The organism is Streptomyces sp. NPDC050422 (assembly GCF_044458665.1).
Classification (GTDB): domain Bacteria; phylum Actinomycetota; class Actinomycetes; order Streptomycetales; family Streptomycetaceae; genus Streptomyces.
Window position 1 is genome coordinate 1 of record NZ_JBITIE010000037.1, and the last position, 24,128, is coordinate 24,128.

The following is a 24,128-nucleotide window of genomic DNA, read 5'->3' on the forward strand; positions in this document are numbered from 1 at the left end:
CGGCTTCCTGGAGTGTGCCGCCGCGGTCCCGCTGGATGAGCCGGACGGTGTTGTGTTCGTATCCGAGCACGGCCTCCTTCTCGAAGGAGCAGATGCTGGGCACCACGGCCGACAGCTGCGCGATCTGCGCAGCCGCGCCGCGGTGTGCGGTGCCGACGACGACAGCGACCGAACGGAGGGTCTCCGGTGCCGGCCGGCCGGGGACGGTGCACTGTCCCCCCGGGTCGGTGCGCTGTCCCCCGTTGACGGACCGCCGTCCCAGGGCGGCGACGATCCCGCCGGCTCCTATGGTCCGTACGGTCCGCGGCAGCGTGAGCAGGGCTCCTGCGAGGGCGTCCAGGTCGGCGTCCGTATCCGCGTCGCACACCAGGGCCGTGCCGGCGGCGAGACCGGAGCGCAGCCGGTGTTCCAGCCTCCGTGCTCCGGCCCGTACGTCGTCCAGGCGTACGGCGACGGTGCGGGCAGCGCCGAGTGCCTCGGCCACCGACCGGGGCGGCGGTCCGGGTTCCGCCTGCCAGGCCTCGGTACGGTGCAGCGGGACTCCGTGCAGGCGTACGACCCCGTCGCGGACGGTCCGGCCGGCGGCGGGGACCGCGGGTATCACCAGGAGACCTTCCGCCCCCTCCCCGAACGCCCGGGCCTCCGCGGCGAAATGGCCCCGCAGCAGCGAGTCGGCCTTCTTCACCAGCCGTGCGCCGGCCGGTTCGTGGCGGCGCACCGCGTGTGCCACGAGCAGCGCCGCCCCGGCGGCGCTGCTCCGCCGTGAATCGAGGTCGATGACCCGGGTCCGCCCGGGCGGACCCGAGGCGGCCTGGCCGAGTTCGATCGTTCGGCAGCAGGACAGCAGGGCAGCGCACTCCGCCGCACCGGACAGGTCGTCCGCGAGCACCACGAGCGACGAAGCCGCTTCGTCGTCGATCCCTTCGAACTGCACGAGCGGCCTCCTTCTCCGCCTCCCACGCCCTGCACGGCCGGGTCGGCAACCTGCCCGCCCGGCTCACCGGCTACGGCGAGCAGTGGCAGGACGAGGACCACTGCGTCCTCTGGGCGGAGGGCGAGGTCCGCCAGGCCGCGATCTTCGGCGAGCACCTGCGGCTCACCCGCCGCATCGAGGCCGATCTCGGCGGCACGGAGATCCGGCTCATCGACCGGGTGCGCAACGCCGGCTTCGACCCCACACCGCACATGTTCCTGTACCACATCAACGTCGGCTGGCCCTTCCTGGACGAGGGCGCGCGCTACGAGATGCCGCTGCGCCGCACGGTGTGGCAGAGCGACAGTGTCACCGAACAGGGCGTCTCGAACACCGAGATGCCGGGACCGCTGTCCGGATTCGTCGAGCAGGTCTACGAGCACGAACTGGAACCGGACGCCGACGGCTCGGTACGGCCCCGGCTGGTGAACGACCGCCTGGGGATGTACTTCGAGCTGGAATACGACCAGGCGCAGTTCCCGTCCTTCTTCCAGTGGATGCACCTGCGCGAGGGCGCCTACGCCGTGGGTTTCGAGCCCTCCACGCACCACGTGCAGGGCGAGACCGCGGCCCGGGAGGACGGGTCCATGACGTTCCTGGAGCCGGGTGAGGAACGCCTGTACACGACGACGTTCCGGGTAGGGCGAACCGCCTGATCACCCGACGGAGCGGACCGCGTCGTCTTGAGGTTTTCTGCGGCGGCTTCTGCGCTGCGTGGGAACAGGGCCCCTTCGTAGGCGGCCAGGGCTGTTTCGCTGTCACCGGGGTGGGTGGCGATGACCTGGGCGAGTTCGGCGCCGCCGAGCATGACCAGGTTGGACCCTCGCCGGAGAAGGGGGACATGAGGTGGGCTGCGTCGTCGAGCGGCGTGACGCCGGGCACGCGTTCCCGGTGGTGGCCCACCGGCAGCGCGTGGATGCGGCGTGGGGTGAGGGTGTCCCCGTTGGCGATCAGCTTGCGGGAGGCTCTCGTCCCAACGCTCGAAGTGCGCCAGGAGCGCGGCATCGGCGGTCCTACGGGCAGTGAAGTCGATCGTGTCGAGCTGCTTCGCGTCGATGTTCAGTGCGCTGTAATGGTGCGGGCTGCCGTCGGTGGGGCGATGACGCCGCGCCCGCTGCCGAGGGAGACGGAGGATCCACCGCCCATCACGGTCGCGGCGTGCGGCTGGCGGGTGTCGGCGTCCAGATGGTCTGCCTCCACTAAGTACATGACGGTGCAGGCGGGTTGGGTGCGTGTTCATTCGGCGCCGGCCACTCCTGCTTCCCGTCTGCGGGAACGTGCTGGTGCCGCATCAGGCAACGTTCGCCTCTTCGGACGTTGCCTGATGGTCAGCCAGATGCCCGCCTCCGACCATAGGAACGGAACTGAGGCTGCCAGTGCTCCCGTAGGGTGCTTGGGTGTTCAATCGGCTTGAGATCAGCGTGTTGCCACCAGGCCCCCGATGGGCTGCCCAGTTGTCTTTCCGGATCGATGGCGCGGAAGTGGTGGCAGCCGCGATCGGAGAGGGAGGCCGCGGCCCGTTTACCGAGGAGGCATTGCCGGCCGATGGCCAGGGTCCCCTCTGGGCAACCGGCGGGGGACGACGTGTAGTGCTGGGTGAGCCCGAGTGCACGGGCGGATGCTGTGGCTACCTGTCCGTGTTTGTGCAGCGTCACGGCAGGATCGTGAAGTGGTCCGACTGGCAGGTGCCCGTTGATGAAGCACGCCCTCCGACTTTTCACTTCGACGCCGATCAATACGACGCCGAACTGACCCGCGCGCTGACAACGTCTGCCTCGTGACGTTTTGCCGCGTGGGTGCTTCCCTGCGCGGCGGACGGGGCCAGAATGATCACGTGGCTGGACGTGTGCAGGTTCGTGAGATCGAGAGCTGCCGTTCTCGACCTGGAGCCTGACCAAGCCGGCGGACTTCCTGGTCGCCGAGGGGGTGGTCGACGACATCAGCCACGAGGTCCTGCGCATCCTGCTCCGCGAGGAAGGCGTCTCCTTTCAACGCCTGAACACGTGGAAGACCTCCAGCGACCCGGACTACGCGGCCAAGAAAGCGCGGGTCGAGCACCTCTACGCCATCGCTGACGGCGAGGTCATACCCGAGGACAGCGAGCCCGAAATCGTCTTCTGCATGGACGAGTTCGGGCCGCTCAATCTGATGCCGCACCCGGGCCGGCAGTGGGCCGACCGCGGAGGCAAGCACAAGGACCCCGACCGCGAGCCCCGCCGACGGCGCCGGGCGACAACCGCTACGGCGGAGTACGCCACCTGTTCGCCGCCCTGGACCTGACCAAGGACAAGCTCTACGGCCCCGCACGTTGCGGGTTACCTACCTCGTGGGCCTGTTTCAGATACAGATCGGTCTGTTCAGATGCAGATCACGAGCTTTCCTCGGGTGCGTCCGCGCTCGGCGTGCGCGTGGGCGTCGGCGATCCGCTCCAGGGGGTAGGCCTGTTCGATACGGGGTGTGTAGCGGCCTTGCCGGCCCAGTTCCGCGGCCGCGGACAGGAGGGTGGAGTCGTTCTCCGCGTTGACCACATGCGTGCCGAGGCGCTGCCCGCCCGCATGGTCGGCGACCGTCGCGACGCGCGTCGGGTCACCTGTGATCGCGACGAGGTCGTCCAGCGATCCGGAGGCCGCGGTGTCGAGCGCCGCGTCGACTCCGCGCGGGGCGAGAACGGACAGACGCTGTGCGAGGCCGGGGCCGTAGGTGGTGGGAACGGCGCCGAGTGCGGTGACGAACTCGTGGTTGCGTTCACTGGCTGTCCCGATCACAGTGGCACCTTGCGCTACCGCGATCTCGACCGCCGCGCTGCCCACGCCACCGGAGGCTCCCTCGACGAGAAGGGTGCGCCCCGCGAGGGGGCCGAGCGCGTTCAGGCCGCGCATCGCGGTCACGGACGCGAGACCGGCGCCCGCGGCCTGCTCGTCGTTCCACGCGTCGGGGGCGTGGGCCCAGGCCGAGAGGATGACCAGCTCCGCGGTTGCGCCGGTGACACCGCCCAGCCCGAAGACGCGGTCGCCGATGCTCACCCCCTGCACTCCGTCACCGATCTCGTCGACCACCCCGGCGGCGTCGCGCCCGGGAATGGCGGGCAGATCCAGGGGAATCAGCTGCTGCAGGGCGCCGGCGCGCAGCTTCCAGTCGATGGGATTGACACTGGCCGCCGCGACGCGGACACGGACCTCACCAACTCCGGGGTGCGGGTCGGGGGCCTGCTCGATCACCAGGCTCTCCGCTCCGCCGTATTCGTGGAACCGGGCTGCGCGCATAATGGTCTGCCTTACTTTGACGGGCCGGAACGATGTGTTCATCCGACGCCCGCCACTCTAGAACCTGACGTTGACGTGAGGTGCAAGCCGCAACTGCCGCCCGGCCGGAGGAGGGCAGGCGCGGATGGGTGAGGTTGCCGATCGGGCGGGGGGAGCGTGGGGGCCTGCGCCACTACGGGGATCACGCCACCCGTCACGGTCGACGCCCATGCACCCTCGGCAGGCTGCTGCGATCCCGGCACGACGCGAGGACCGCCGTGCGTACGTGAACCGCGTGAATGCCCTCGGGTCCGCCACCGGGTCACGATCAATCTCGGTGCCCGCAACGGATCGATCGGCCCCAGACCTGCCCCCGGAGCCGGTACTGCTAGCCTGAACCTGACGTCAACGTGAGGTATGAGCGCGAAGGGAGTGAACCGCGTCATGCGCATCGGACAGCTTGCGAGGCGGTCAGGGGTCAGCGTGCGGGCCCTGCGCTACTACGAGGAACAGCGACTCCTGGAATCGGCGCGGACGCCCGGTGGGCAGCGTGACTATCCCGACGAAGCCCTGGAGCGGGTCCAGCTCATCCAGGACCTCTTCGCGGCCGGCCTCTCCAGCCGTACCGTCGTCGAACTCCTGCCGTGCGTGAGCACCGGCGTCGCGACCCCCGCCATGCTCGACCAGCTCACCATCGAACGCGACCGCATCGCCGCACGCATCCAGGACCTCACCCGCGCCAAGACCAAACTCGGCCGCGTGATCGAGAATGTGACCGCGGCGAACGTGGCGCAGGACTGATCAACCCGTCGCGAGGAGTGGAGGCCCCGACCTGTCCGGCATCTACCGGGCACTGGCCGGCCGCGGGAAGCCCCGGGGGGGCTCTGCTGCTCCCTTTTCAGCGCGGGCAGGCTCGACGTCTGTCCGGTCAGAGAGGTGGGGCTGCCGAGCGAAATGTGGTTGCGACGGGGGCGATAGTCGGCTTGGGTCCGTGCTCGTGACTGCTTTGAGTGATCTCGTACGTCCGGACCGCTATCCGCGCGCCTCCCGCTATGACCCAGCCTGGCTACTCGGCCTTGACATGGGTCCGAACCCGTTGTGGCTGCTGGAGGACCTCGCCCGGGACCTTGATCTGTGCCCGGGGATGCGGATTCTCGACCTCGGCTCCGGCAAGGGCGCGACGTCGGTGTTCCTTGCCCGCGAGTACGGCGTCCAGGTTGTCGCTGCCGACTTGTGGGTCGCCCCCGAGGAGGCGGCGGCTGTCTTCGCCGACGCAGATGTCGGCGGCCAAGTGGAGGCAGTGCGAGCGGAGGCGCACGCCTTGCCGTTCGAAGAGGAGAGCTTCGACGCCATTGTGAGCGTCGACGCGTTCGAGTACTTCGGTACGGCGGACAGCTACCTGCCCTACTTGGTCCGGTATATCCGCCCTGGCGGACAACTGGGCATGGCGACTCCGGCCATGACGCGGGAGGTCCGTGAGCTCGGGGCGGTCCCGCCCCACATCAAGGCGCTGGTCGGCTGGGAAGCGATCGCCTGGCACACGGCGGAATGGTGGCGCTTCCAGTGGGCGGTCACCGAAATGGTGGAGGTCACGTCCGCGCGGCTGCAGCAAGGCGCCTGGCAGGACTGGCTGCTGTGGGCGCAGGCGTGCGCCGAGCACCAGGAGGACGGGCGGAGCACGAACCAGCCTGTCATCGACATGCTCACCGCCGACGGCGGAGAATTGCTTTCCTTCGCCCTGATAACAGCACGCAAGAACTGAGCGTCGCTCGGTCGGTCACTTCCTGTCTCTCCGGCCGTGGTCGGAGAGACAGGACCGCACTCCCCCTGCAGATCGCGAACCGATCGCGAACTACAGGGGGATGTCGCTGTCTGGCGTCACCAGCGGGCGACGCGCGTCTCCTCCCTGCTCCGGTTGCGATACAGCCAGGTGGTCCCCGGCGCTATGGCCCCGGCCGGATAACCGACGATGGGGTCCAGCTGCGTTGCGCTGTCCAACTCGCCGAGCAGCTTCAACGCGTCCGGCAGGGGGAAGACGGCGGCCTGTTCGATGTCGTCGTCCTCGGGTGCGACGTCCACCGACCACTCGTCGATCCCGAAGGCGACCGCCAACGTCGAGGGGTGCTGCTCGGAGTACGGGCGCGTAACCACGATCGGTCTCTCCTGCGTCCAGCGCAGGGCCCGCGCGGGCGGCGGTACGGAATCAGTGGACGCGCAGCAGTCCCGGTTTGACCTTGACACAGTGACAAGGCCTTCACTGCTTGCCAAGGAGGTGGTCGAGATGACGATCACGGGACAGAGCGCGGATACGATGCGAGCGCTCCAGGGGCTGGCGGACAGCCGTTCATCCGTGCGGCTGCGGGCTGCTCTGGCGGTCGGTTCGGCACCCGACCCGCGCTTCGTCGACAAGCTCGTCGAGCGCTGTGGAGTCGAGCCCGATTTCTTCGTCCGCGACATGCTGACCTGGGCGCTCACCCGCCATCCGGTGTCCATGACGCTCCCCCGGCTGGTCCGCGAAGTCCGCTCGGAGCGTGCTCCGGCTCGGAGCCAGGCGCTGCACACGCTGTCCAAGATCGGGGACCGGCAGGCTTGGCCGGCCATCACTCGGACTCTGTTGTCCGACGCGGATGACCAGGTGGCGCGAACCGCCTGGCGGGCGGCGGTCGTGCTCGTACCGGAAGGTGAGGAGTCCGCCTTGGCCGGGGTGCTGACGACGCAGCTCGGGCGCGGTGAGCGGGAGACGCAGTTGAGTCTCAGCCGCGCGTTGGTCGCACTGGGTGAGGTCGTCGTGCCGGTTCTGCATGGTGCGACGGTGGTTCCTGACCCGCGTGTGCGCGTACACGCGCTCGCCACACAGCGCCTGCTGCGCGACCCGGACACCGCTTTCGAGTTCGCGATCGAGGAGGCGAAGCGCGTCGTGGCCCTCGGCGGGCCCGGCGAGGAGGGAGGATAGGGCGTGTTGATCGGTGAGGTGGCGCGAAGGTCCGGGGTCAGCGCCCGGATGCTCCGGCATTACGAGTCGCTCGGTCTGGTACGGCCCTGCGGTCGTACGGGTTCCGGCTATCGGGAGTACTCCGGGGAGGACATCCGGCGGATCTTCCATATCGAGAGTCTGCGGTCGCTGGGGCTGTCACTGCGTGAGATCGGGCGCGCGCTCGACGACCCCGGCTTCACCCCCTCGGCGCTCGTCGGCGACCTCGTCCGTCAGACGCGCGAACGCATCGCGGCCGAGACCGACCTGCTCACGCGGCTGCGCCGGATCGATGCGGCGGAGCCTGCCCGCTGGGAGGACGTCCTCCAGGTTGTTGCGCTCCTCCAGGCACTGGGGTCGAAGAGCGCCGTCGCGCGCCAACGCGCGGCCCTTGCCTCGGTGGACGACGTTCCGGTGCCGGTGGAAGCCCTGGTGGAGGCAGCGCTGAGCGAGACGGAGCCGAACGTTGCCGGAGCCCTTCGGTGGGCGCTGGCACGATCGGGCGGCGGCGGCCCCGCCCTGCTGGCGCGGGGCCTCGACTCGACGGTGGCCGCGGTACGGGAACGTGCTGTGCGGTCCCTCGCCGAGATGCCCGGTGACGATGCGGTTGCGGAGCTGCGGACGGCCTTGGCGAGCCCGGACGCCGCGGTTCGCGGGTATGCGGCTCTGGCCCTCGGGACACGTGGGGCGGCCGATGCGGTCCCGACCCTCATCGAGATGATCGTCGAAGGACGGAACGACACCGATGCCGCCGACGCGCTGAGCGTGCTGGCGGGCGACACGGCGATGGCGGATCGGATCGCCACCGGGCTCGTCGGCCACCTCACCCTCGCCACCGCTGGAGCACCTGCCCGCGGGCGGCTGACCCAGGCGCTGGCCGCCGTCCCGGGGGCGACGGCATCGCATGCCCTCGTGGAGCTGTCGCATGACGAGGACCGGGCCGTTGCGCTGACCGCGGCGTACCTTCTTCAGCTGCGCGACGCGCGGTGACGTGTCCATCGGCCCCGGGGTGACAGGAGGCGGCCGCGGGCCCGGTCAGGGCAGGAGTTCGACGTACCCGTCGGTCCCGTGCACACGGATCCGCTGCCCGTCGCGGATCAGCCGGGTGGCCCGCTCCACGCCCACGACCGTCGGCAAGCCGTACTCCCGGGCGATCACCGCACCGTGGGTCATCATGCCGCCCACCTCCGTGACCAGGCCGGCGATTCCGACGAACAGCGGCGACCAGCTGGGGTCCGTGAAGGGCGTGACCAGGATGTCGCCCGCTTCGAGGTCGGCCTCCGCCATGTCGAGGATGACGCGCGCCCTTCCCTCCACGGTCCCGGCGGAGACCGGAAGGCCGGTCAGGGCGCCGGCCGGTACGCCGTCGCGTCGGTACGCGCCGGTGACGGCCTCACCTTCCGATGTGAGCACCCGGGGCGGGGTGAGCGCGTGGTACGCCCTGAACGCGTCCTTGCGCTGCTGGATGAGCCGGACGTCCACCCGATGTGAACGTACGGCGTCGTGGAACTCCTGGAACGTGAGGTGGAAGACGTCCTCCTTCTCGGGAAGCACGTCGGCCTGTACGAGGCGCTCCGCCTCCTCCAACAGGGCCTGCTTGTAGACGAAGTAGCGGCTGACGATGCCGTACTTCGGGTACTCCCGGTACCCGATGAAGGTTCTGTCCCGGTCGATCATGCGCTTGACTTCGTCGGCCTTGCGGTCCCCGTCCGGCAGGGCCCGCAAACGGGACAGCACGTCCTGTTCCTTCTTCTGCGCCTTCTGCCGGCCTTGCTCGAAGCGATGCTCGGCGGCGCCCGGCCCGAAGTTCCTGACGTTGTCGAGAATCGCGGGGACGAGCGTGGCAGGGCGCTCGCGCCAGCGTGGCCTCGTGATGTCGATCTCGCCCGCGCAGCGCATGCCGTACCGGTCGAGGTAGGTCTCGACGGCGTCGCGTGCTGCGGTCCCGCCCGTGAGCTTGGCCAGCTCGTCCAGGAGGGTTTCGTCCCTGTCGTGCTCGACGCCCTGAAGGAACGCCACCAGCTCCGGATACGGGCGGATCACGTCCGCGACGGCGAGCAGTTCCAGTCCCATCTCCGACGTGATGTTGTCGGGGGCGGACAGCGTGAGCGTGTCAGCCGCGTTCTTCTCGCCCAGCCACTCCAGCAGCTTGTCGTTGAGCCACCACGTGGCCTCCATCCCCGCCATGATCACCTGCATGCTCGCCGGGTCGGCGAGGACTCGTTTGTGTTCCTTGAACGCGTCCAGCAGGAAGTCGAACAGCGCCGGTCCGGTCTTCGTCCGGATGTCGCGCTCCAGCGCGGCGACGGACGCCCGGCTGCGCTCGACCAGCTCGGTGACGATGGCCGGATCGGTCTCGATCGGGGCGGGCGCGCTGCCGGCCGGCGGCCTGCCGGGAGCCGTGTCCGGGAGCGAGGGGATGAAGTCGTCGCGGTCGAGGACGGTCTCCAGGGCGTCCCTGACCAGCGGATCGCCTTTCCCCATGACGTCCAGCAGGACCGATCGGCTCGCGGGCGCTGCCAGGCGCCGGGTGACATCGACGAACAGCCTTCCGCCGGCCTCGTGCATCGCCACCATGGCCGTCAGCTGCCACATGGAGTACCCGAGAGCCTTCATGGGGTCGGTCATCATCTGCTGATGTCCGACGGAGACGTAGATATGGTTCTCCTGGTCGCCGGTCTCGGCGACGGGGATGGGGAACAGTGTCGTGATCGGGCGGCTCTGAACGATCTGGAAGCCGTCATCGGCCAGGCACCATTCGATGTCCTGCGGGCGGCCGAAGTGCGCTTCGATCCGTCGCCCGAGCTGTACGAGACGCACGACCTGGGCATCAGTCAGCGCGGGCTGCTCCTGCCGCTGCGCGTCGATCGTCACCTCCTCGGTGCCGCCGGCCGGGAGGGCGTGAACGGCACGCTGTTTGGCAGCGATCGTCCTGGCGACGATTTCACCGTCGCGCACCTTGAAGACGTCCGGGTTCACCAGGCCGGAGACCAGCGCCTCACCGAGGCCGAAGCCGGCATCGACGGTGGCGACCTTGCGGTTGCCCGTGACGGGGTCGGCCGTGAACAGGATGCCGGCCGCCTGCGGGAACACCATCTGCTGCACGACGACGGCCATGTGGACCGTACGGTGGTCGATGCCGTTCTGCCGGCGGTACGTCACGGCCCGCTCGGTGAACAGTGAGGCCCAGCACCGGCTGATGTGCTGGAGGATCGCCGACGGCCCGACGACGTTCAGGTACGTGTCCTGCTGGCCGGCGAAGGAGGCCGTCGGCAGATCCTCTGCTGTCGCGCTGGACCGGACCGCGTAGGCGGCATGCTCGCCGAGTGGGGCGAGTGCGCGGGTGATCGCCGTCGCGAGATCGGCAGGGATGGTGATCCCTTCGATGGTCCGGCGGATCTGTGCGCTGAGCGTGCGGATGGTCGCCCGGTCGTCAGGGTTCAGGCGCGACAGCTGATCGAGTTGATCATCGACCGCCGGTACTTCCGCCACGATCCGACGGAAGGCGTCCGTCGTCACGCAGAAGCCGGCCGGGACGCGGATGCCGTCGATCCGCGACAGCCCGCCGAGGTGGGCGCCCTTGCCACCGACGACCGCCACCTGTGTCTCGTCGACCTCTTGAAGATCCCGCACGTACTGCTCAATCATCGTGATGCCTCCGCGGCAGTCGTGTCCCGTCGCACTGCGCCGGCAGAGCCGATCACCGGCGCCTCCAGCTCTGTCGAACCTCTTGTCGGCCGCGTACGCGTCACCGGCTGTCTCTCCTCTGGCGTCTCGGGCGGCTCACGCACGTCGCGCCCTCATTTCCGCAGGTTGTGGCCTCGGCCGATGATTCTGCGTCACCACCGGGGCCTTGCCGCAAGCCCCCCAGTGCGCTATACGTTAGGAGTGGCGAGGAGAGCGATCTCCTCGCTTTTGCCGTTGCCGTTGCCGTTGCCGTTGCCGTTGCCTTGCGCCGCCCGCCGGACATGACGCACGTCTCGCGAAGTGGTGGCGCCGCGCACGGGCAGGCATGGCCGGCCAGCAACGTCGGCAGGCTCTTTGCTCTCTGCCACTAAATTCCCCCCGGGCGACGACTTCACGAACCGGCGCGCGTCCGGGTTATGCCCACGCCGCGGAAAAAGTCGCTTCGGACCACCGCGATCTCCTGTCACTCCTTCAGTGGCTATTTCCGGCATATGCGCATTCCGAACGTTGTGGAGGAGCATCTCACCCCACCTACGTTCAGGAGAAGGCATGCTGACCAGGCGTACCGGATTCACCGCCCTCGCGGCGACCGCACTGCTTGTGGGCACGACTACCGCGGGAGCTGCGCAGAGCGACACCAGTGCGACTTCGCCCGCACCATCAGCCGCCACCGGAATCGAGCACCTGCACACTCAGGTCGACTTGCCGGCCGACGCCTGGACCGACACTCCCCTGGAGGTCACTCTCCCCAGGAACGGCACCTACGAACTCGACGCAGACGTCCGCGGGCGCCTCCAAGGACTTCCCCCGGTCAACACCTTCATCACCGCGCGGCTGTGGAACGTCACCACCGGCACCGCCGTGCCGGACAGCGAGCGACTCGTCAACCAGATCATCGACGCCAATGCGGGCGATGCCGAACTGGGTGGCAATCAGACCGCACCGATCAACGAGCTGATCAGGGTGCGGAAGTCGACGACGATCCGGCTGCAGGCCCGGCGGATCGATGCGGTCGGGGCCGCGACCATCAGCCAGATCTACTCCGACGACAGCGGCTACACCTCTCTCCGCTACGCGCGGGTCGGCTCCTGACGAGAGTCGGTCCTTCCCGAATCATGCGCGGTCCCTGCTCCGGAGGTTTCGGTGCAGGGACCGCGCCACCCCTCGCCGGTTTGACGTGCACACGTCTTGACTGGTGGCCACCGTCGCACGCACCTTTGCTGGGTGGATCTTTCCCAGGGGGGTACATGAACAGCAAGGTCCTCGGCGCGGCGACGGTCCTGGCCCTTTTGGCCGTGATGGGCGCCTCGCCGGCGCCTGCGTCATCCGGGCCGCGTCCGGCGCCGGCGCGCGCCCTGCCGCTGGGTGCCGTCGGCTTGAGCGAGACGCGCAGCACGCGGACGCTGCAGCCCGGTGTCACCCTCACACGGATCGTGCGCGGTGCCGACGCTCCGGCGCTGGCGTGGACGATCGAGATTGCCATACCCGGCGGCGCCACCTCACCGGACCCCGACGCGCCGCCGACCGCGCTCAAGGACCGCGCGAGCGCCGATGAGCTGACCGCCGGCATCGAGGCGGACGGCTTCGACGCCCGGGCCGAGGACGTCGTGACGCCGGCCGTCGCCGACTACGCCGGCGGGTCGCTCGGGTGGCGGGTCCGGGTCGGGCGGTTCGCCTCACAGTCCGCCGCTGCGGCCGAGCTCACCCGGCTGCGGAAGGCGGGGTACACCGGGTCCGCCGTGTACACCGGCTGGGACGGCGACCCCGCAGACCGTGGCCCGTGGCGGATCGACGTGCTCACCATCGACCCGGGCCGGTTCCGCGGCGGGCTCGAGGCGTCGTACGGTCCCGATCTGGAGAACCGCGAGAAGACCAGTGAGCTGGCGGCCGCGGCCGGCGCGACCGCGGGGATCAACGCCGGGTTCTTCGTACTCGACCCGAACGCCGGCGCACCCGGTGATCCGGCCGGTGTCGGTGTCTACGGCGGCCGGCTGCTGAGCGAGCCGGTCAGTGGGCGCCCGGGCCTGGTGGTACGCGACAGCGGCCGGCACAGCACGGTAGCCAGGCTCACCTGGGAGGGGCGTGTCCTCGGCCGAGGTACTTCGCAGCCCCTGGACGGCATCGACCGTGTTCCGGGCCTGATCAGGAACTGTGGCGGCACCGCGGACGACACTCCGACCTCACTGCCCCTGCACGACGTGACCTGCGCCGACCACGACGAGCTCGTCGCCTTCACACCTGATTACGGGCGGCAGACGCCACGTGGCGACGGCATCGAGGCCGTGCTGGACAGCCGCGGCCGGGTCTTGGAACTGCGGTCACCACGCGGTGGGCCGCTCCCGGACGGCGGCAGCTCCGTCCAGGCGACCGGCAGCCGCGTCGCCGAGCTGACCGCCCTGGCACAGGCCGGCCAGCCCCTGCGCGTCGAGAAGACGTTGCGGGACGGCGACGGACGCAAGGTCTCGCCGTCACCGACGACCAGCATTCTCAATGGGGGCCCCGAACTCGTCCGCAACGGACGCCTGCACGTCACGCCTGCCACCGACGGGATGGTGCAGTCCGGCAACCCGAGCTTCTACTACGGCTGGATGCACAAGCGCAATCCACGCACGTTCGCCGGGGTCGACGCCGCAGGCAGGACCGTCCTGGTCACGGCCGACGGACGCAGCACGGACGCGCTCGGGCTGAGCATCCCCGAGACCGCCGCGGTGGCCAGGGCTCTCGGCCTGCGCGACGCGGTCAATCTCGATGGCGGCGGGTCGACCACCATGGTGGTCGACGGAGACGTGATCAACGATCCGTCCGACGCGGCCGGTGAACGCCCCGTCGGCGACGCACTGCTCATACTGCCCGACCGGGGCTGACCCGCCCCGGGCCGAGAAGGCCCCCATCCCTCGACCGCCCACAGCCCACCGCCCACCGCTCACCGCCCACCACCAGGAGTCGCCATGGCCGCCGTCCCGACCCGAAGAGCCCGCCTCCTGCTCATCGTTGGCGCACTGCTGTTCACACTGGTGTCGAATCCGCCCACCCCGGCTGCCGCTTCGGCCGTGCCGCAGGCCGCGGAAGCGGGCGGGCCCGCCTCGTCGACGGGGGCTGAGGTCGTCGGGGTCACCCGGGTCGCCGACCGACAGGTCGACCTGTCGGTCCGTTCACCGGCGCTCGGCGGCCGGACGGTGAACGTGCGGCTGCTCACGCCGGACGGCTGGGATCCGGGCGACCGGAGCCGGCACTGGCCGACTCTCTGGCTGCTGCACGGCTGCTGCGGGGACTACACGTCGTGGACCGCCCAGACCGACGTCGCGCGAACGGAGAGCCTGCGCGACGTCCTCGTGGTCATGCCGGAGGCCGGCTGGAACGGCTGGTACAGCGACTGGTGGAACTACGGTCAGGGCAGTGACCCGGCGTGGGAGACCTTCCACACCAAGGAGTTGCGTCTCCTGCTCGAACACGGCTGGGGGGCCGGCAGTAATCGCGTCGTGGCGGGGCTTTCGATGGGCGGCCAGGGCGCTCTCCTGTACGCGGCCCGGCACCCCGGAATGTTCAAGGCAGCCGCCGCGTACTCCGGCTCCGTGCACCCGCTGCTGAACGACGAGTCGGTGAACCGCATCATGGGGTTCTTCGCCGGTCAGGGCAATGACCCACTGAGGGTCTGGGGCGACCCGGTCGCGCAGCGCGATGTCTGGGCGGCCCACGACCCGTTCCACCTGGCCAAGCGCCTCAGGTCGATCCCGGTCTACCTGTCCTGCGGGGACGGCACGACCGGCCCCTTGGACGCGCCCGGAAGCACCAGTGCGCTGGAGGCCGACTTCAACCGGCAGAACCAGGCCCTCGCGAGCGAACTCGAACGCAGCGGCGCACGGCACGTGGTCACACACTTCTACGGACCGGGCACTCACGGCTGGGCGTACTGGCAGCGTGAGTTGCACTCCTCGCTGCCGATGCTGCTCGGCGCTTTAGGGACCGGCCGCTGAGCCCCGGATCACACCGGCGAGGACGGGTACGAGCGCCCGCCTCCGTGCCGGTCCCCGCCGCCGGTCACGACTCACCCCGGCAGTGCCTCGCGCCATGCACGGTCCGGGCGGGTGGCCGATCGTAGGGTGACGCGGGTGATCGTTCGCGAGGGTGTGGTGAAGGCAGGCGATGGCCGACGGCCCGGCTATCCGGCTGCGGCTGTGGTGTTCGCCATCGGGATGGCCGGGACGACGCTGCCCACTCCCCTGTACGGGCTCTACCAGCGACAGATCGGCTTCTCCGAGCTGATGGTGACCGTCGTGTTCGCCGTGTACGCCCTGGCGGTGATCACCGTGTTGATGGTGGCGGGCAACTACTCGGACAAGGTCGGTCGCAGGCCCGTGCTGCTCTGCGCCATGGCACTGTCGGCGGCGAGTGCGGGCTGCTTCCTGCTTGAGAGCGGACTGCCGCTGCTCTTCGCGGGCCGTCTGCTGTCCGGCGGCGCAGCCGGTCTGCTGAGCGGAGCGGCGACCGCGGCGGTCCTGGAACTCGCCCGCCCGGGACAGAAGGCGCGGGCCGGGTTCGCCGCCACGGCCGCCAACATGGGAGGGCTGGGATGCGGGCCACTGCTCTCCGGTTTCCTCGCCCAGTACACCCCGTGGCCGCTGACGCTGCCGTTCTGGGTTCACCTGGGCCTGGTGACCGTGGCGTGCGGGATCACCTGGCGTCTGCCGGAGACCGTGACGCACACCCGGCGTTGGCCGCGGCCGGAGCCTCAGGGCGTGGCGGTGCCGCCCGAGGTGAAGGGCGTGTTCGCACGCGCCGCGCTGGCGGCGTTCGCCGGCTTCGCCCTGCTCGGGCTGTTCACCGCGGTCGCTCCGAGCTTCGCGACACAGACACTGGGCGTGGACAATCTGGCGGTGACCGGAGCCGTCGTGTTCTCGGTCTTTCTGGCTTCGACCGTCGGACAGTCGCTGACCCGGCGCATCGGCGCGCGCCTCGCGCTGCCGCTCGGGTGCGGCGCTCTCGTCGTCGGCCTGCTGCTGGTGGCGTCGTCGCTGATCGCGGAATCCCTGCCGCTGCTCGTCCTCGGCGCCCTGTGCGGCGGAACGGGCCAGGGCCTGTCCTTCCGTGCGGCGCTCACCCTGGTCAGCGACGCCGCTCCGGCCACGCATCGGGGCGGCACCATTTCGGCGTTCTTCGTCGTCGCGTACACCGGAATCTCGGTGCCGGTCGTCGGCGTCGGCGCCCTGGCCACGTGGCTGGGCCTGCGCGAGGCCGGGCTGATCTTCACGGGCTGCGTCATGCTGCTGGCGGCGGCCGCGGGAACCTACTCCGCCCTCAAGCCGCCGCCTGCGTAAACCGGATTCCGGTGGTCGGCACGTTCTGCCGGTTCCCTGTCCGTACGGAGTCCCCGGGAACGCACCTTGCCGGGGACTCCGGCGGTTCAGTGCGCGCCGGCCGGGACCTTCACCTCGTCCCGGGTGTCCTCGGTGGTGCGCGACGCGGCCGCGGGGCCGCCCTGGTGTCCGGCCTTGATCATGGTCAGGGCAATGCCCGCGGCAAGCACCAGAATGCCGACCGCCCACCAGGTGGCACTGGAGTATCCGTCGACCATGGCCCGTGCCTGAACCAGCTTCTGTGCGGCCGGAGTCGTCGCACCTGCCGCGTGGGCGGTGAGGTAGGCGGTCGTGGCCGAGGCCGCGATGGTGTTCAGGAGCGCGGTCCCGATGGCGCCACCCACCTGCTGCGAGGTGTTGACCATCGCGGAGGCGACCCCCGCGTCGCGCGGCTGGACGCCATACGTGGCGAGCGACATCGCGGGCATGAACGCCGTGCCCATTCCGAGGCCGAGAAGCAGCAGTCCGGGCAGTACCAGACCGGCGTACGAGCTGCCGATGTCCATCCGGGTCAGGAACAGCATTCCGGCCGCGGCAACCAGGAAGCCGGGGCCCATGAGCAGTCGCGGAGGAACCCTCGTCATCAGCCGGGCGCCGATCTGGGTGGAGCCCGTGATCATGCCGGCGACCATCGGAAGGAAGGCCAGACCGGTCCTGATCGGCGAGTAGCCCTGGACGACCTGCAGGTAGTAGGTGAGGAAGAGGAAGGTGCCGAACATCGCGATGACCGCGAGGCCCAGGGAGAGGTACACACCGCCGCGATTGCGGTCGGCGGGTACGCGCAGTGGCAGCAGCGGCGCCTTGACCTTGGCCTCGGTGACCAGGAACGCGCCGATCAGCACTGCGGAGGCGACGAACATCCCGATCGTCAGCGCGTCGGACCAACCTGCGGACTCGGCGTGCGTGAAGCCGTAGACCAGGGAGACCAGGCCGAGGCTGGAGAGCAGGACGCCGGGGATGTCGAGCGGAGCGCGGTTACGGCCACCGGCCGGCTCGCGGATCACGAAGTACGCGCCCAGGGCCGCGACGATCGCGAAGGGGACGTTGACGAAGAAGGTCCAGCGCCAGTTCAGGTACTCGGTGAGGGTGCCGCCGAGGATGAAGCCCACGGCGCCGCCGCCACCGGCGATCGCACCGTAGATTCCGAACGCCTTGGCGCGTTCCCTGGCCTCGGTGAACGTCACCGCGAGCAGCGAGAGCGCGGCGGGTGCGAGCAGCGCGCCGAAGACGCCCTGCAGAGCACGGGCGCCGAGCATCATGGCCTCGCCCTGGGCGGCGCCGCCCAGCACGGAGGCGGCGGCGAAGCCGGTCAGGCCGACGAGGAAGGCCCGCTTCCGGCCCCAGAGGTCGGCGATACGGCCGCCGAAGAGGAGCAGACCGCCGAAGGCGAGGGCGTAGGCGGTGATGACCCATTGCCGGTTGCCGTCCGAGATGCCCAGGTCCTGTTGGGCGGAGGGCAGCGCGATGTTCACGATGGTCGCGTCGAGTACGACCATCAGTTGCGCCAGGGCTATGAAGATGAGCGCCTTCCAGCGCCTCGGGTCGGGGCCGGCGTCGGCTTTCCCGACGGACGTCAGTGTTTCGGACATGGGGGTACCCACTTCGGGACTCAATTCGGGCTGAAGTTCGGGGCTTGGGTTCGGGGCTTGAGAACGGATGAGCGGGGCTGCCGACGGAGCCTGCTTCCGCGCGCTCCGGGGCTGCGCGGGGTCAGGCCGCGCTGCGGGTGGTGGCGGGCCGGCGGCGTCGGGCGGTCTCGGTGAGAGCGGGCGGGTCGTACGCCATGTCGAGGGCGCCGATGCCGGTCCCCGGGGCCACGATGGCGTCGATCCGGTCGAGGATCTCGTCGTCGAGCGTGGTTCCGATGCCTTCGAGGAGATCCTGGAGGTGGGCCATGGTGCGCGGGCCGATGATCGCGGAGGTGACGCCGGGGTGAGCGATCGCGAAGGCCACCGCCAGGTGCGACATCCTGATGCCGGCCTCGTCCGCGAGGGGGATGAGCTGCTCGACGGCGTCGAGACGACGCTCGTCGCTGAGGTGTTTGAAGCCGAACCTGGCCCGGTGGCTGTCCGGGGCCGCGCCCTTGCGGTAGCGGCCGGTGAGCATGCCCTGGGCGAGCGGGCTCCAGACCAGGGCGCCCATGCCGTACTGCTCGCACACCGGCAGCACATCGCGTTCGATACCGCGGTCGAGGATCGAGTAGGGCGGCTGCTCGGTACGGAAGCGCTGCAGGCCGCGCCGGTCGGCGACCCACTGTGCCTCGACGATCTCGGCGGCCGGCGTGGTCGAGGAGCCGATGGCCCGGATCTTGCCCGCCCGCATCAGGTCGGTGAGCGCGGACAGCGTTTCCTCCACGTCCGTCTCCGGGTCGGGGCGGTGCATCTGGTAGAGGTCGATGTAGTCGGTCTCCAGGCGTCGCAGCGAGTCCTCCACGGCGCGGATGATCCAACGCCGGGAATTCCCCTGCTGGTTGGGGTCGTCCCCCATCGCGAGGTGCGCCTTGGTCGCCAGGACGACGTCGTCGCGGCGGCCCTTCAGCGCCTTGGCGAGGATCTCCTCGGACTCACCGTGTCCGTAGACATCGGCGGTGTCGATGAAGTTGATGCCCGCATCCAGCGCCGTGTGGACGATCCGGGCGCAGTCGCCATGGTCCGGGTTGCCGAGGGCGCCGAACATCATGGCGCCCAGACAGTAGGGGCTGACCTTGATGCCGGTCCGGCCCAGCGTGCGGTACTGCATGAGTCTTCTCCCTGCGTGGGCTGCCGGTCGCGGGTCCGGCTAGAATGAAACCGGAACGCCGTTCAGCAATCACAATACGGAACATCGTTCCGGAGCGCAAAGGGAACCCATTCCATGTCTGATCGCCCCACCGAGGAGCCGGTCGCCCGCCGCGTGCGACCCGACGTCCAACGCAACCTGGACGCCCTGCTGACCGCAGCCGCCGAGGTCTTCGCGTCGGACGGCGTGGACGCCCCCGTGCGACGGATCACCGCCAGGGCCGGGGTGGGCGCGGGCACCCTCTACCGCCATTTTCCGCAGCGCTCCGACCTCATCACCGCAGTCTTCCGCCACGAGGTCGACGCCTGCGCCGAGGCCGCACCCGCCCTCGCGGCGGAGCACGAGCCGGTCGAGGCTCTCACCCTGTGGCTGCAGCGCTTCGCGCAGTTCGTCGCGACCAAACGCGGCCTCAAGACCGCTCTGCACTCCGGCGACCCCGCCTACGAGAGCCTGCCCGCCTACTTCCAGCAGCGCTTCCTCCCCGTCGTGACGGAGCTGCTCGACACGGCCGCCACAACCGGCGGGGTCCGCGCCGACATCCCCCCGTACGACCTGCTGCGCGCCATCGGCGATCTCGTCTCACCCGACGACCAGGGCTACACGCAGCGCATGATCACGCTGCTCGTCAACGGGCTCCGCCACGGCACGGACAGCACGATCCCCGTGGCTACGGACAGCGAGTGCGGCTGACGGTCTCCGCAGGACCCGGATACGGCACGAAGCCCGACGTGAACGATCAGACGCCGCCCGCGACCATTCGCGTGTTCATCGCCCTCGCCCCGCCCGACCCCGCGAAAGAGGAACTGGTCCGGGAACTTCGCCCTGCCTACGACACCCATCCGCGCATGCGGTGGAATCGTGTCGAGGACTGGCACATCACCCTGGCGTTCCTCGGGGAGCTGTCTGCCGAAGCGGTTCCCCTCCTGCGCCCGGCGCTCGCCGGCGTCGCAGCGGCACACACCTCGCCGCGCCTCGCGCTGCGGGGCGGCGGAGACTTCGACGACCGGGTGCTGTGGACAGGGATCGACGGAGACATGGCCGCGTTGCACGCGCTCGCCACCGCCGTGCGCAGCGCGGTCAGGGGCTGCGGAATCGCGTTCGAGGAACGGCCCCTTCGACCGCATCTGACGCTGGCCCGCGCCCGCCGAGGAGATCTGTCCTCGGCGGCGGAGATCGCGGCGGGGCTCGCCGGCTTCACCGGCCGCCCATGGGCTGCCGAACGTCTGCACCTGGTCGGCAGCAACGCCGCCCGGAGCAGCGGGCCGATCCACTACCGCGACATCACGGCGTGGCCCCTCGACTCCGGCGACCGCGGCGACGGGTCTTCGACGCCTCCGTCTACCGCGGGCCGGTGTGGCTGGGGCGTGTTTCGAAAGTAGCGCCGTCCGCCCGGAGGGCGGGCCGGGCGGCGTCTGGTGCGTGCGATCGCAAGGCGCCGGGAAGCCCTCGTAGCGGAGCTACTAGGACTTTTCGGCAACGCCGCGAGCAATGGGGTCTCCCCTGCTCGAGCGAAGCCGAGAGCTCGGAGAAGTGCCAGACGCCGCCCGGCAGACGGGACTTTCGAAACACGCCCTCGGCCCGTCCGCCCGAGGGCACTGCCGCTGACGGCTGATCACGGAACCGGCGCCGGGGGACCGGGGCGGTCCGGCTCCCCTCAGGCGGGCTCCCCGCCTCGGCGGAACTCGCGGACCACCTGGATCTCGCCGACGATATGGGCGTTGAAGTCGTCCAGCTCCTCTGCCGGAACCCAGAGTTCGAGAATCGTCCGCCCGCCGGCCTGCTGGACGGGATACCGGCTCAGGAACTCCGCCTCGACCTCGAATCGGGTGACGAAGCCGGCACCGTCGTGCTTCACGTTCCAGTCCCGCGCGATCCTGACCGCGTAGTCCTCGTTGAGGACCGGGTAGAAGATCGGCTGCTCGGGCAGCCGGGGCGGCCAGGCACGCCAGTTCAGCTCCCGGACCAGATCCAGCTCCTTGGGTCCGGTGGGGCGCCAAAGGGTCGTCGTTTCCGGCCGGCCGGTCATCCGCGTTGCTCGCTCTCTGAACGTGGTCATGGGTACGGGTGGGGTGGGAGACCGGACGATACCGCGTGCGGGGGCACGTCCCGGGAACAATTGGCGTGCTTCGGCGAGCAGGGCGCGCTAACGTCGATCACATGAACGTCACCGGCCTCAGCACCACCGCGACCGCGCGAGCGACCAGCTCGCCGGTTGCCGCCGCCTGACCTTCTCTCCCCCGGCGACCGGAAACGGTCCGTCGGCAGTGCCGTGGCGCCTCTGGCCCCGGCCGGGTCACTGAACGGTTCCGTTCTCCGGCGCCTCCCCGCTGCGTCGCGAAGGAGCCCATCCCATGCATACGGAACAGCTGGTCAGTACGTTCGTCGAGTACTTCGAAGAGCGTGGTCACCAGCGGATCGTCGGCTCGACCCTGCTGCCGCCACCGGGCGACACCGTGCTGTTCACCACCTCCGGCATGCATCCGCTCACCCCGTACCTGGAGGGACGCACCCATCCACTGGGCCGGCGGCTGGTCAACGTACAGCGCTGCCTGCGCACCACCGACCTGGAGGAAATCGGCGATGCCACTCACCTGACGGTCTTCGAGATGCTCGGCACCTGGTCACTGGGCGACTACGAGGGCCCGCTCAGCCTCGACTGGGGATTCGGCCTGCTCACCGAGGGCCTGGGCGTCGATCGCAGCCTGCTGCACGCCACGGTCTTCGCCGGTGACAGCCGGTGCGAGCAGGACACCGCTTCTCTTCAGCTGTGGCAGGACCGCGGGGTTCCCGTCGAGCTCACCCTGGAGGACAACTGGTGGTCCAACGGATCCGTCGGACCGTGCGGTCCCGACTCGGAGATCTTCCTGTGGAACGGTGACGGCCCGCCCCGGTCCACTCCCACCCAGGACGATCGCTGGGTGGAGGTGTGGAACCACGTGATGATGAGGCACCGCCGGCTCGACGACGGTTCCCTCGTGGCTCTCCCCCAACGGAACGTCGACACCGGACTCGGCCTGGAACGGCTGGCCTCCCTGCTCCAGGGCAAGTCGTCCGTGTTCGATGGCGACCTCTTCGAGCCGTGGCGCCGGCTCGTTCCGCCCCTGTGGCGTCTGGACGAGCCATCGCTGCGTCTGGTCTTCGACCATCTGCGCTCAGCCGTCGTGGTGCTGGGCGACGGCGTACGCCCTGCCAACACCGGGCGGGGCTACGTACTGCGCCGTCTGGTGCGCAGGGCCCTCACCGTGTTGTGGCGCAAGGATCCCTCGTACGGTCTCGGCGACCTGCCCGACGACCTGGTCCGGCACACCCTGGACCACTTCCGGCAGGACATGCCGCCGGCCGACGTACGTCAGTCGCTGCTCGACGAGGAGCGCCGCTTCGAGCTCCTCATGGAGCGCGGCCGGCAGGTGCTCGCCCGCCCACGGTTCCGCGGCCGGCTCACCGAAGAGGACTTCGACTTCCTCCACGACACCCATGGTCTGCCTCGTGACCTGATCACGAGCCTGCGCCCCGGCTGACGAGCACTCCGGCGCCAACGGCGTCCCGCTGAGTCAGGTGGCCGAGAAGGCCAGGGGTCACCGGGCCGAGGACGTCGGTCACGGTCGTCGCCGTACCTCGGAGGGCCACGCCCTCCGAGGGCAGGCAGACTGTCCTTGTGACGACACTGAGCAAGGGTGCCAACATGCCGGTGACAGCATCCGCCGTCAGAGCTGTCCTGGGCTGGTCGCCGGGGTCCGGCGTGCCGGATGTGGACGCTTCGGCACTGCTGCTGACCAGCGGCGGGCGGGTCCGTTCCGACGACGACTTCGTCTTCTACAACCAGCCGCGGCATGCTTCCGGTACAGTCCGCCACCTCGGCAAGCAGGCGGGAGCCGACGCGCTGGACGTCGATCTCGACGTACTGGCAGGGGACATCGAGCGGGTCGCCCTGTGCGCTTCGGTCGACGGGGGGACCTTCGGGCAGGTGCCCGGACTCCATCTGCGGCTGCTCGAAGCCGTGTCGGGTGTCGAGTTGGCCCGCTTCGACATGGAGGCCGGATCGGAGACCGCCTATGTGAGCGGCGAGCTCTACCGGCGCGACGGCGGGTGGAAGTTCCGCGCCGTCGGCCAGGGATATGCGGACGGGCTGGCCGGGCTGGCGTCCGACTTCGGGATCAGCGTCGACGAGGAACAGCCTGCCGCCGCTCCCCCGCCCGTCGCCGTCCCGATGCCGCCACGCCCCGCTCACGCTCCCGCCGCGCCTGCCGCCCCGTCCCCCTCGGCGGCCCGCTCCCCCGCCGGCCGGGACGATCCCTCGATCCGGCTCACCAAAGGCGAGGAGAATCTGCCGGTCGACATGCGCAAGCGCCTGTCGCTGCGCAAGCAGCAGGTCGCTGTCAGCTTGACCAAGCACGGTCTGACCCAGCTGACCGCACGCGTCATCCTCGTCCTCGACGCGTCCGGATCGATGGGCGGCCTCTACACGCGCGGCACCGTGGCGGGCGTCACCGAGCGGATGGCGGCCGTCGCGGCCCAGCTCGACGACGACGGCGAGATGCAGGCGTGGACGTTCGCCAGCAACCCTGCCCGGTTGCCCGACCTCGTGATCGGTGAACTGCCCGAATGGCTGGCGCTGCACGTGCGCGTGGGACAGGTCGGCCTGTTCGGCCGGAAGAAGCCGCCGAGGGGGCTCCGCCCCGGGCAGGTCGACATGCGGGCGGTCGGAATCCAGAACGAGGAGCAGAAGGTCATTGCCGAAGTGCGTGCCTTCGTGCGCGACCATCCGGTGCCCGACCCGACCCTGGTCCTGTTCTTCTCGGACGGAGGCGTGTACCGCAACGACGAGATCGAGCGTGAGTTGCGTGCGGCGGTGGAGGAGCCGGTCTTCTGGCAGTTCATCGGTCTCGGCCGGTCGCAGTACGGCGTACTGGAACGCTTCGACACCCTGCCCGGCCGGCGGGTCGACAACGTCGGCTTCTTCGCCGCGGACGACATCGAGAAGGTCCCCGATGCCGAGCTGTACGACCGGCTCCTGTCGGAGTTCCCGTCCTGGCTGAGGGATGCCCGGCAGCTCGGCATCCTGCGCTGAACGTCAACGGCAGTCTGCTCGCCCCTGGATGAGGGACGTGGAACGGTCCGGACAA

The 24,128-nt window shown here is 69.9% G+C and carries 22 protein-coding genes and 1 pseudogene; 15 read left to right on the top strand and 8 right to left on the bottom strand.

Going from position 1 to position 24,128, the window contains the following annotated elements; all coding sequences use genetic code 11:
• Window positions 1–934: four-carbon acid sugar kinase family protein (locus ACIBJG_RS36815; protein ID WP_399314448.1), on the bottom strand; the 934-nt coding region annotated here is incomplete at its 3' end.
• A gap of 29 nt (window positions 935–963) precedes the next feature.
• On the opposite strand from ACIBJG_RS36815, the gene ACIBJG_RS36820 reads away from it, so the two are divergent.
• Entirely contained in the window at window positions 964–1,629 is a 666-nt protein-coding gene (locus tag ACIBJG_RS36820) for an aldose 1-epimerase family protein (RefSeq protein WP_399314513.1), read from the top strand.
• Between the two features lie 403 nt (window positions 1,630–2,032).
• Here ACIBJG_RS36820 and ACIBJG_RS36825 read toward each other — a convergent pair whose 3' ends face one another.
• On the bottom strand, window positions 2,033–2,173 hold the full coding sequence (locus ACIBJG_RS36825) for a hypothetical protein (protein ID WP_399314450.1): 141 nt from the start codon (window positions 2,171–2,173) through the stop codon (window positions 2,033–2,035).
• A 197-nt stretch (window positions 2,174–2,370) separates the two neighbouring features.
• On the opposite strand from ACIBJG_RS36825, the gene ACIBJG_RS36830 reads away from it, so the two are divergent.
• Window positions 2,371–2,754, top strand: a complete 384-nt coding sequence (locus tag ACIBJG_RS36830; protein ID WP_399314453.1) for a hypothetical protein — start codon at window positions 2,371–2,373, stop codon at window positions 2,752–2,754.
• Window positions 2,755–2,842: 88 nt separating this feature from the next.
• Window positions 2,843–3,273, top strand: a pseudogene (locus ACIBJG_RS36835) (IS630 family transposase); the annotation flags it as partial.
• A gap of 57 nt (window positions 3,274–3,330) precedes the next feature.
• Here ACIBJG_RS36835 and ACIBJG_RS36840 read toward each other — a convergent pair.
• Window positions 3,331–4,236, bottom strand: coding sequence for an NADP-dependent oxidoreductase (locus tag ACIBJG_RS36840; protein ID WP_399314454.1), 906 nt, complete (start codon window positions 4,234–4,236; stop codon window positions 3,331–3,333).
• Window positions 4,237–4,659: 423 nt separating this feature from the next.
• Between ACIBJG_RS36840 and ACIBJG_RS36845 the strand changes: the two genes are divergently transcribed.
• Window positions 4,660–5,016 (top strand): MerR family transcriptional regulator, encoded by a 357-nt coding sequence (locus tag ACIBJG_RS36845; protein ID WP_355765801.1) that lies wholly within the window; start codon window positions 4,660–4,662, stop codon window positions 5,014–5,016.
• Between the two features lie 190 nt (window positions 5,017–5,206).
• Window positions 5,207–5,977, top strand: coding sequence for an SAM-dependent methyltransferase (locus ACIBJG_RS36850; RefSeq protein ID WP_399314456.1), 771 nt, complete (start codon window positions 5,207–5,209; stop codon window positions 5,975–5,977).
• Between the two features lie 116 nt (window positions 5,978–6,093).
• Here ACIBJG_RS36850 and ACIBJG_RS36855 read toward each other — a convergent pair whose 3' ends face one another.
• On the bottom strand, window positions 6,094–6,366 hold the full coding sequence (locus ACIBJG_RS36855) for a hypothetical protein (protein WP_399314458.1): 273 nt from the start codon (window positions 6,364–6,366) through the stop codon (window positions 6,094–6,096).
• 130 nt (window positions 6,367–6,496) lie between these two features.
• Between ACIBJG_RS36855 and ACIBJG_RS36860 the strand changes: the two genes are divergently transcribed.
• On the top strand, window positions 6,497–7,168 hold the full coding sequence (locus ACIBJG_RS36860; RefSeq protein ID WP_399314460.1) for a HEAT repeat domain-containing protein: 672 nt from the start codon (window positions 6,497–6,499) through the stop codon (window positions 7,166–7,168).
• Between the two features lie 3 nt (window positions 7,169–7,171).
• Window positions 7,172–8,176 carry a MerR family transcriptional regulator gene (locus tag ACIBJG_RS36865; RefSeq protein WP_399314461.1) on the top strand — a complete coding sequence of 335 codons (1,005 nt, stop codon included), beginning with the start codon at window positions 7,172–7,174 and terminating at the stop codon, window positions 8,174–8,176.
• Window positions 8,177–8,221: 45 nt separating this feature from the next.
• On the opposite strand, the gene rph is transcribed toward ACIBJG_RS36865, so the two are convergent.
• The gene (rph, locus tag ACIBJG_RS36870) at window positions 8,222–10,834 is read right to left on the bottom strand and encodes a rifamycin-inactivating phosphotransferase (RefSeq protein ID WP_399314463.1); all 2,613 of its coding nucleotides are present in this window, start codon (window positions 10,832–10,834) and stop codon (window positions 8,222–8,224) included.
• A 588-nt stretch (window positions 10,835–11,422) separates the two neighbouring features.
• On the opposite strand from rph, the gene ACIBJG_RS36875 reads away from it, so the two are divergent.
• The 4 genes from ACIBJG_RS36875 (at window position 11,423) to ACIBJG_RS36890 (ending at window position 16,188) form a co-directional block, all read left to right on the top strand.
• A complete protein-coding gene (locus tag ACIBJG_RS36875; protein WP_399314464.1) occupies window positions 11,423–11,965 on the top strand; it encodes a hypothetical protein in 543 nt (180 codons plus the stop codon).
• Window positions 11,966–12,120: 155 nt separating this feature from the next.
• Window positions 12,121–13,737 carry a phosphodiester glycosidase family protein gene (locus tag ACIBJG_RS36880; RefSeq protein WP_399314466.1) on the top strand — a complete coding sequence of 539 codons (1,617 nt, stop codon included), beginning with the start codon at window positions 12,121–12,123 and terminating at the stop codon, window positions 13,735–13,737.
• Between the two features lie 84 nt (window positions 13,738–13,821).
• Window positions 13,822–14,847 carry an alpha/beta hydrolase gene (locus ACIBJG_RS36885; RefSeq protein WP_399314467.1) on the top strand — a complete coding sequence of 342 codons (1,026 nt, stop codon included), beginning with the start codon at window positions 13,822–13,824 and terminating at the stop codon, window positions 14,845–14,847.
• A gap of 138 nt (window positions 14,848–14,985) precedes the next feature.
• Complete coding sequence (locus ACIBJG_RS36890; protein ID WP_399314515.1) at window positions 14,986–16,188, top strand: MFS transporter; 1,203 nt, start codon at window positions 14,986–14,988, stop codon at window positions 16,186–16,188.
• A gap of 86 nt (window positions 16,189–16,274) precedes the next feature.
• Here ACIBJG_RS36890 and ACIBJG_RS36895 read toward each other — a convergent pair whose 3' ends face one another.
• Window positions 16,275–17,816: an MFS transporter gene (locus ACIBJG_RS36895; RefSeq protein WP_399314469.1), complete on the bottom strand. Its 1,542-nt coding sequence runs from the start codon at window positions 17,814–17,816 to the stop codon at window positions 16,275–16,277.
• A gap of 121 nt (window positions 17,817–17,937) precedes the next feature.
• On the bottom strand, window positions 17,938–18,966 hold the full coding sequence (locus ACIBJG_RS36900) for an aldo/keto reductase (protein ID WP_399314470.1): 1,029 nt from the start codon (window positions 18,964–18,966) through the stop codon (window positions 17,938–17,940).
• A gap of 114 nt (window positions 18,967–19,080) precedes the next feature.
• Here ACIBJG_RS36900 and ACIBJG_RS36905 point away from each other — a divergent pair, with 114 nt between their 5' ends.
• On the top strand, window positions 19,081–19,695 hold the full coding sequence (locus ACIBJG_RS36905) for a TetR/AcrR family transcriptional regulator (RefSeq protein WP_399314471.1): 615 nt from the start codon (window positions 19,081–19,083) through the stop codon (window positions 19,693–19,695).
• A 38-nt stretch (window positions 19,696–19,733) separates the two neighbouring features.
• Window positions 19,734–20,384, top strand: a complete 651-nt coding sequence (thpR, locus tag ACIBJG_RS36910) for an RNA 2',3'-cyclic phosphodiesterase (protein ID WP_399314474.1) — start codon at window positions 19,734–19,736, stop codon at window positions 20,382–20,384.
• Window positions 20,385–20,659: 275 nt separating this feature from the next.
• Here the strand turns inward: thpR and ACIBJG_RS36915 are convergent, their stop codons facing one another.
• Entirely contained in the window at window positions 20,660–21,031 is a 372-nt protein-coding gene (locus ACIBJG_RS36915; protein WP_399314516.1) for a hypothetical protein, read from the bottom strand.
• 325 nt (window positions 21,032–21,356) lie between these two features.
• On the opposite strand from ACIBJG_RS36915, the gene ACIBJG_RS36920 reads away from it, so the two are divergent.
• Together ACIBJG_RS36920 and ACIBJG_RS36925 are read left to right on the top strand one after the other, a co-directional pair.
• Window positions 21,357–22,523 carry an alanine--tRNA ligase-related protein gene (locus ACIBJG_RS36920; RefSeq protein ID WP_399314476.1) on the top strand — a complete coding sequence of 389 codons (1,167 nt, stop codon included), beginning with the start codon at window positions 21,357–21,359 and terminating at the stop codon, window positions 22,521–22,523.
• A gap of 137 nt (window positions 22,524–22,660) precedes the next feature.
• Window positions 22,661–24,073 carry a VWA domain-containing protein gene (locus tag ACIBJG_RS36925; protein ID WP_399314478.1) on the top strand — a complete coding sequence of 471 codons (1,413 nt, stop codon included), beginning with the start codon at window positions 22,661–22,663 and terminating at the stop codon, window positions 24,071–24,073.
• Window positions 24,074–24,128 lie beyond the last annotated feature (55 nt).

Excerpts from the sequence above, each read along its gene's own strand:
- ACIBJG_RS36915 (WP_399314516.1), bottom strand. The coding sequence starts at position 21,031 with ATGACCGGCCGGCCGGAAACGACGACCCTTTGGCGCCCCACCGGACCC.
- ACIBJG_RS36845 (WP_355765801.1), top strand. The coding sequence starts at position 4,660 with ATGCGCATCGGACAGCTTGCGAGGCGGTCAGGGGTCAGCGTGCGGGCC.
- ACIBJG_RS36880 (WP_399314466.1), top strand. The coding sequence starts at position 12,121 with ATGAACAGCAAGGTCCTCGGCGCGGCGACGGTCCTGGCCCTTTTGGCC.
- ACIBJG_RS36895 (WP_399314469.1), bottom strand. The coding sequence starts at position 17,816 with ATGTCCGAAACACTGACGTCCGTCGGGAAAGCCGACGCCGGCCCCGAC.
- ACIBJG_RS36840 (WP_399314454.1), bottom strand. The coding sequence starts at position 4,236 with ATGCGCGCAGCCCGGTTCCACGAATACGGCGGAGCGGAGAGCCTGGTG.
- ACIBJG_RS36875 (WP_399314464.1), top strand. The coding sequence starts at position 11,423 with ATGCTGACCAGGCGTACCGGATTCACCGCCCTCGCGGCGACCGCACTG.
- ACIBJG_RS36900 (WP_399314470.1), bottom strand. The coding sequence starts at position 18,966 with ATGCAGTACCGCACGCTGGGCCGGACCGGCATCAAGGTCAGCCCCTAC.
- ACIBJG_RS36860 (WP_399314460.1), top strand. The coding sequence starts at position 6,497 with ATGACGATCACGGGACAGAGCGCGGATACGATGCGAGCGCTCCAGGGG.
- ACIBJG_RS36885 (WP_399314467.1), top strand. The coding sequence starts at position 13,822 with ATGGCCGCCGTCCCGACCCGAAGAGCCCGCCTCCTGCTCATCGTTGGC.
- ACIBJG_RS36905 (WP_399314471.1), top strand. The coding sequence starts at position 19,081 with ATGTCTGATCGCCCCACCGAGGAGCCGGTCGCCCGCCGCGTGCGACCC.
- ACIBJG_RS36920 (WP_399314476.1), top strand. The coding sequence starts at position 21,357 with ATGCATACGGAACAGCTGGTCAGTACGTTCGTCGAGTACTTCGAAGAG.
- rph (WP_399314463.1), bottom strand. The coding sequence starts at position 10,834 with ATGATTGAGCAGTACGTGCGGGATCTTCAAGAGGTCGACGAGACACAG.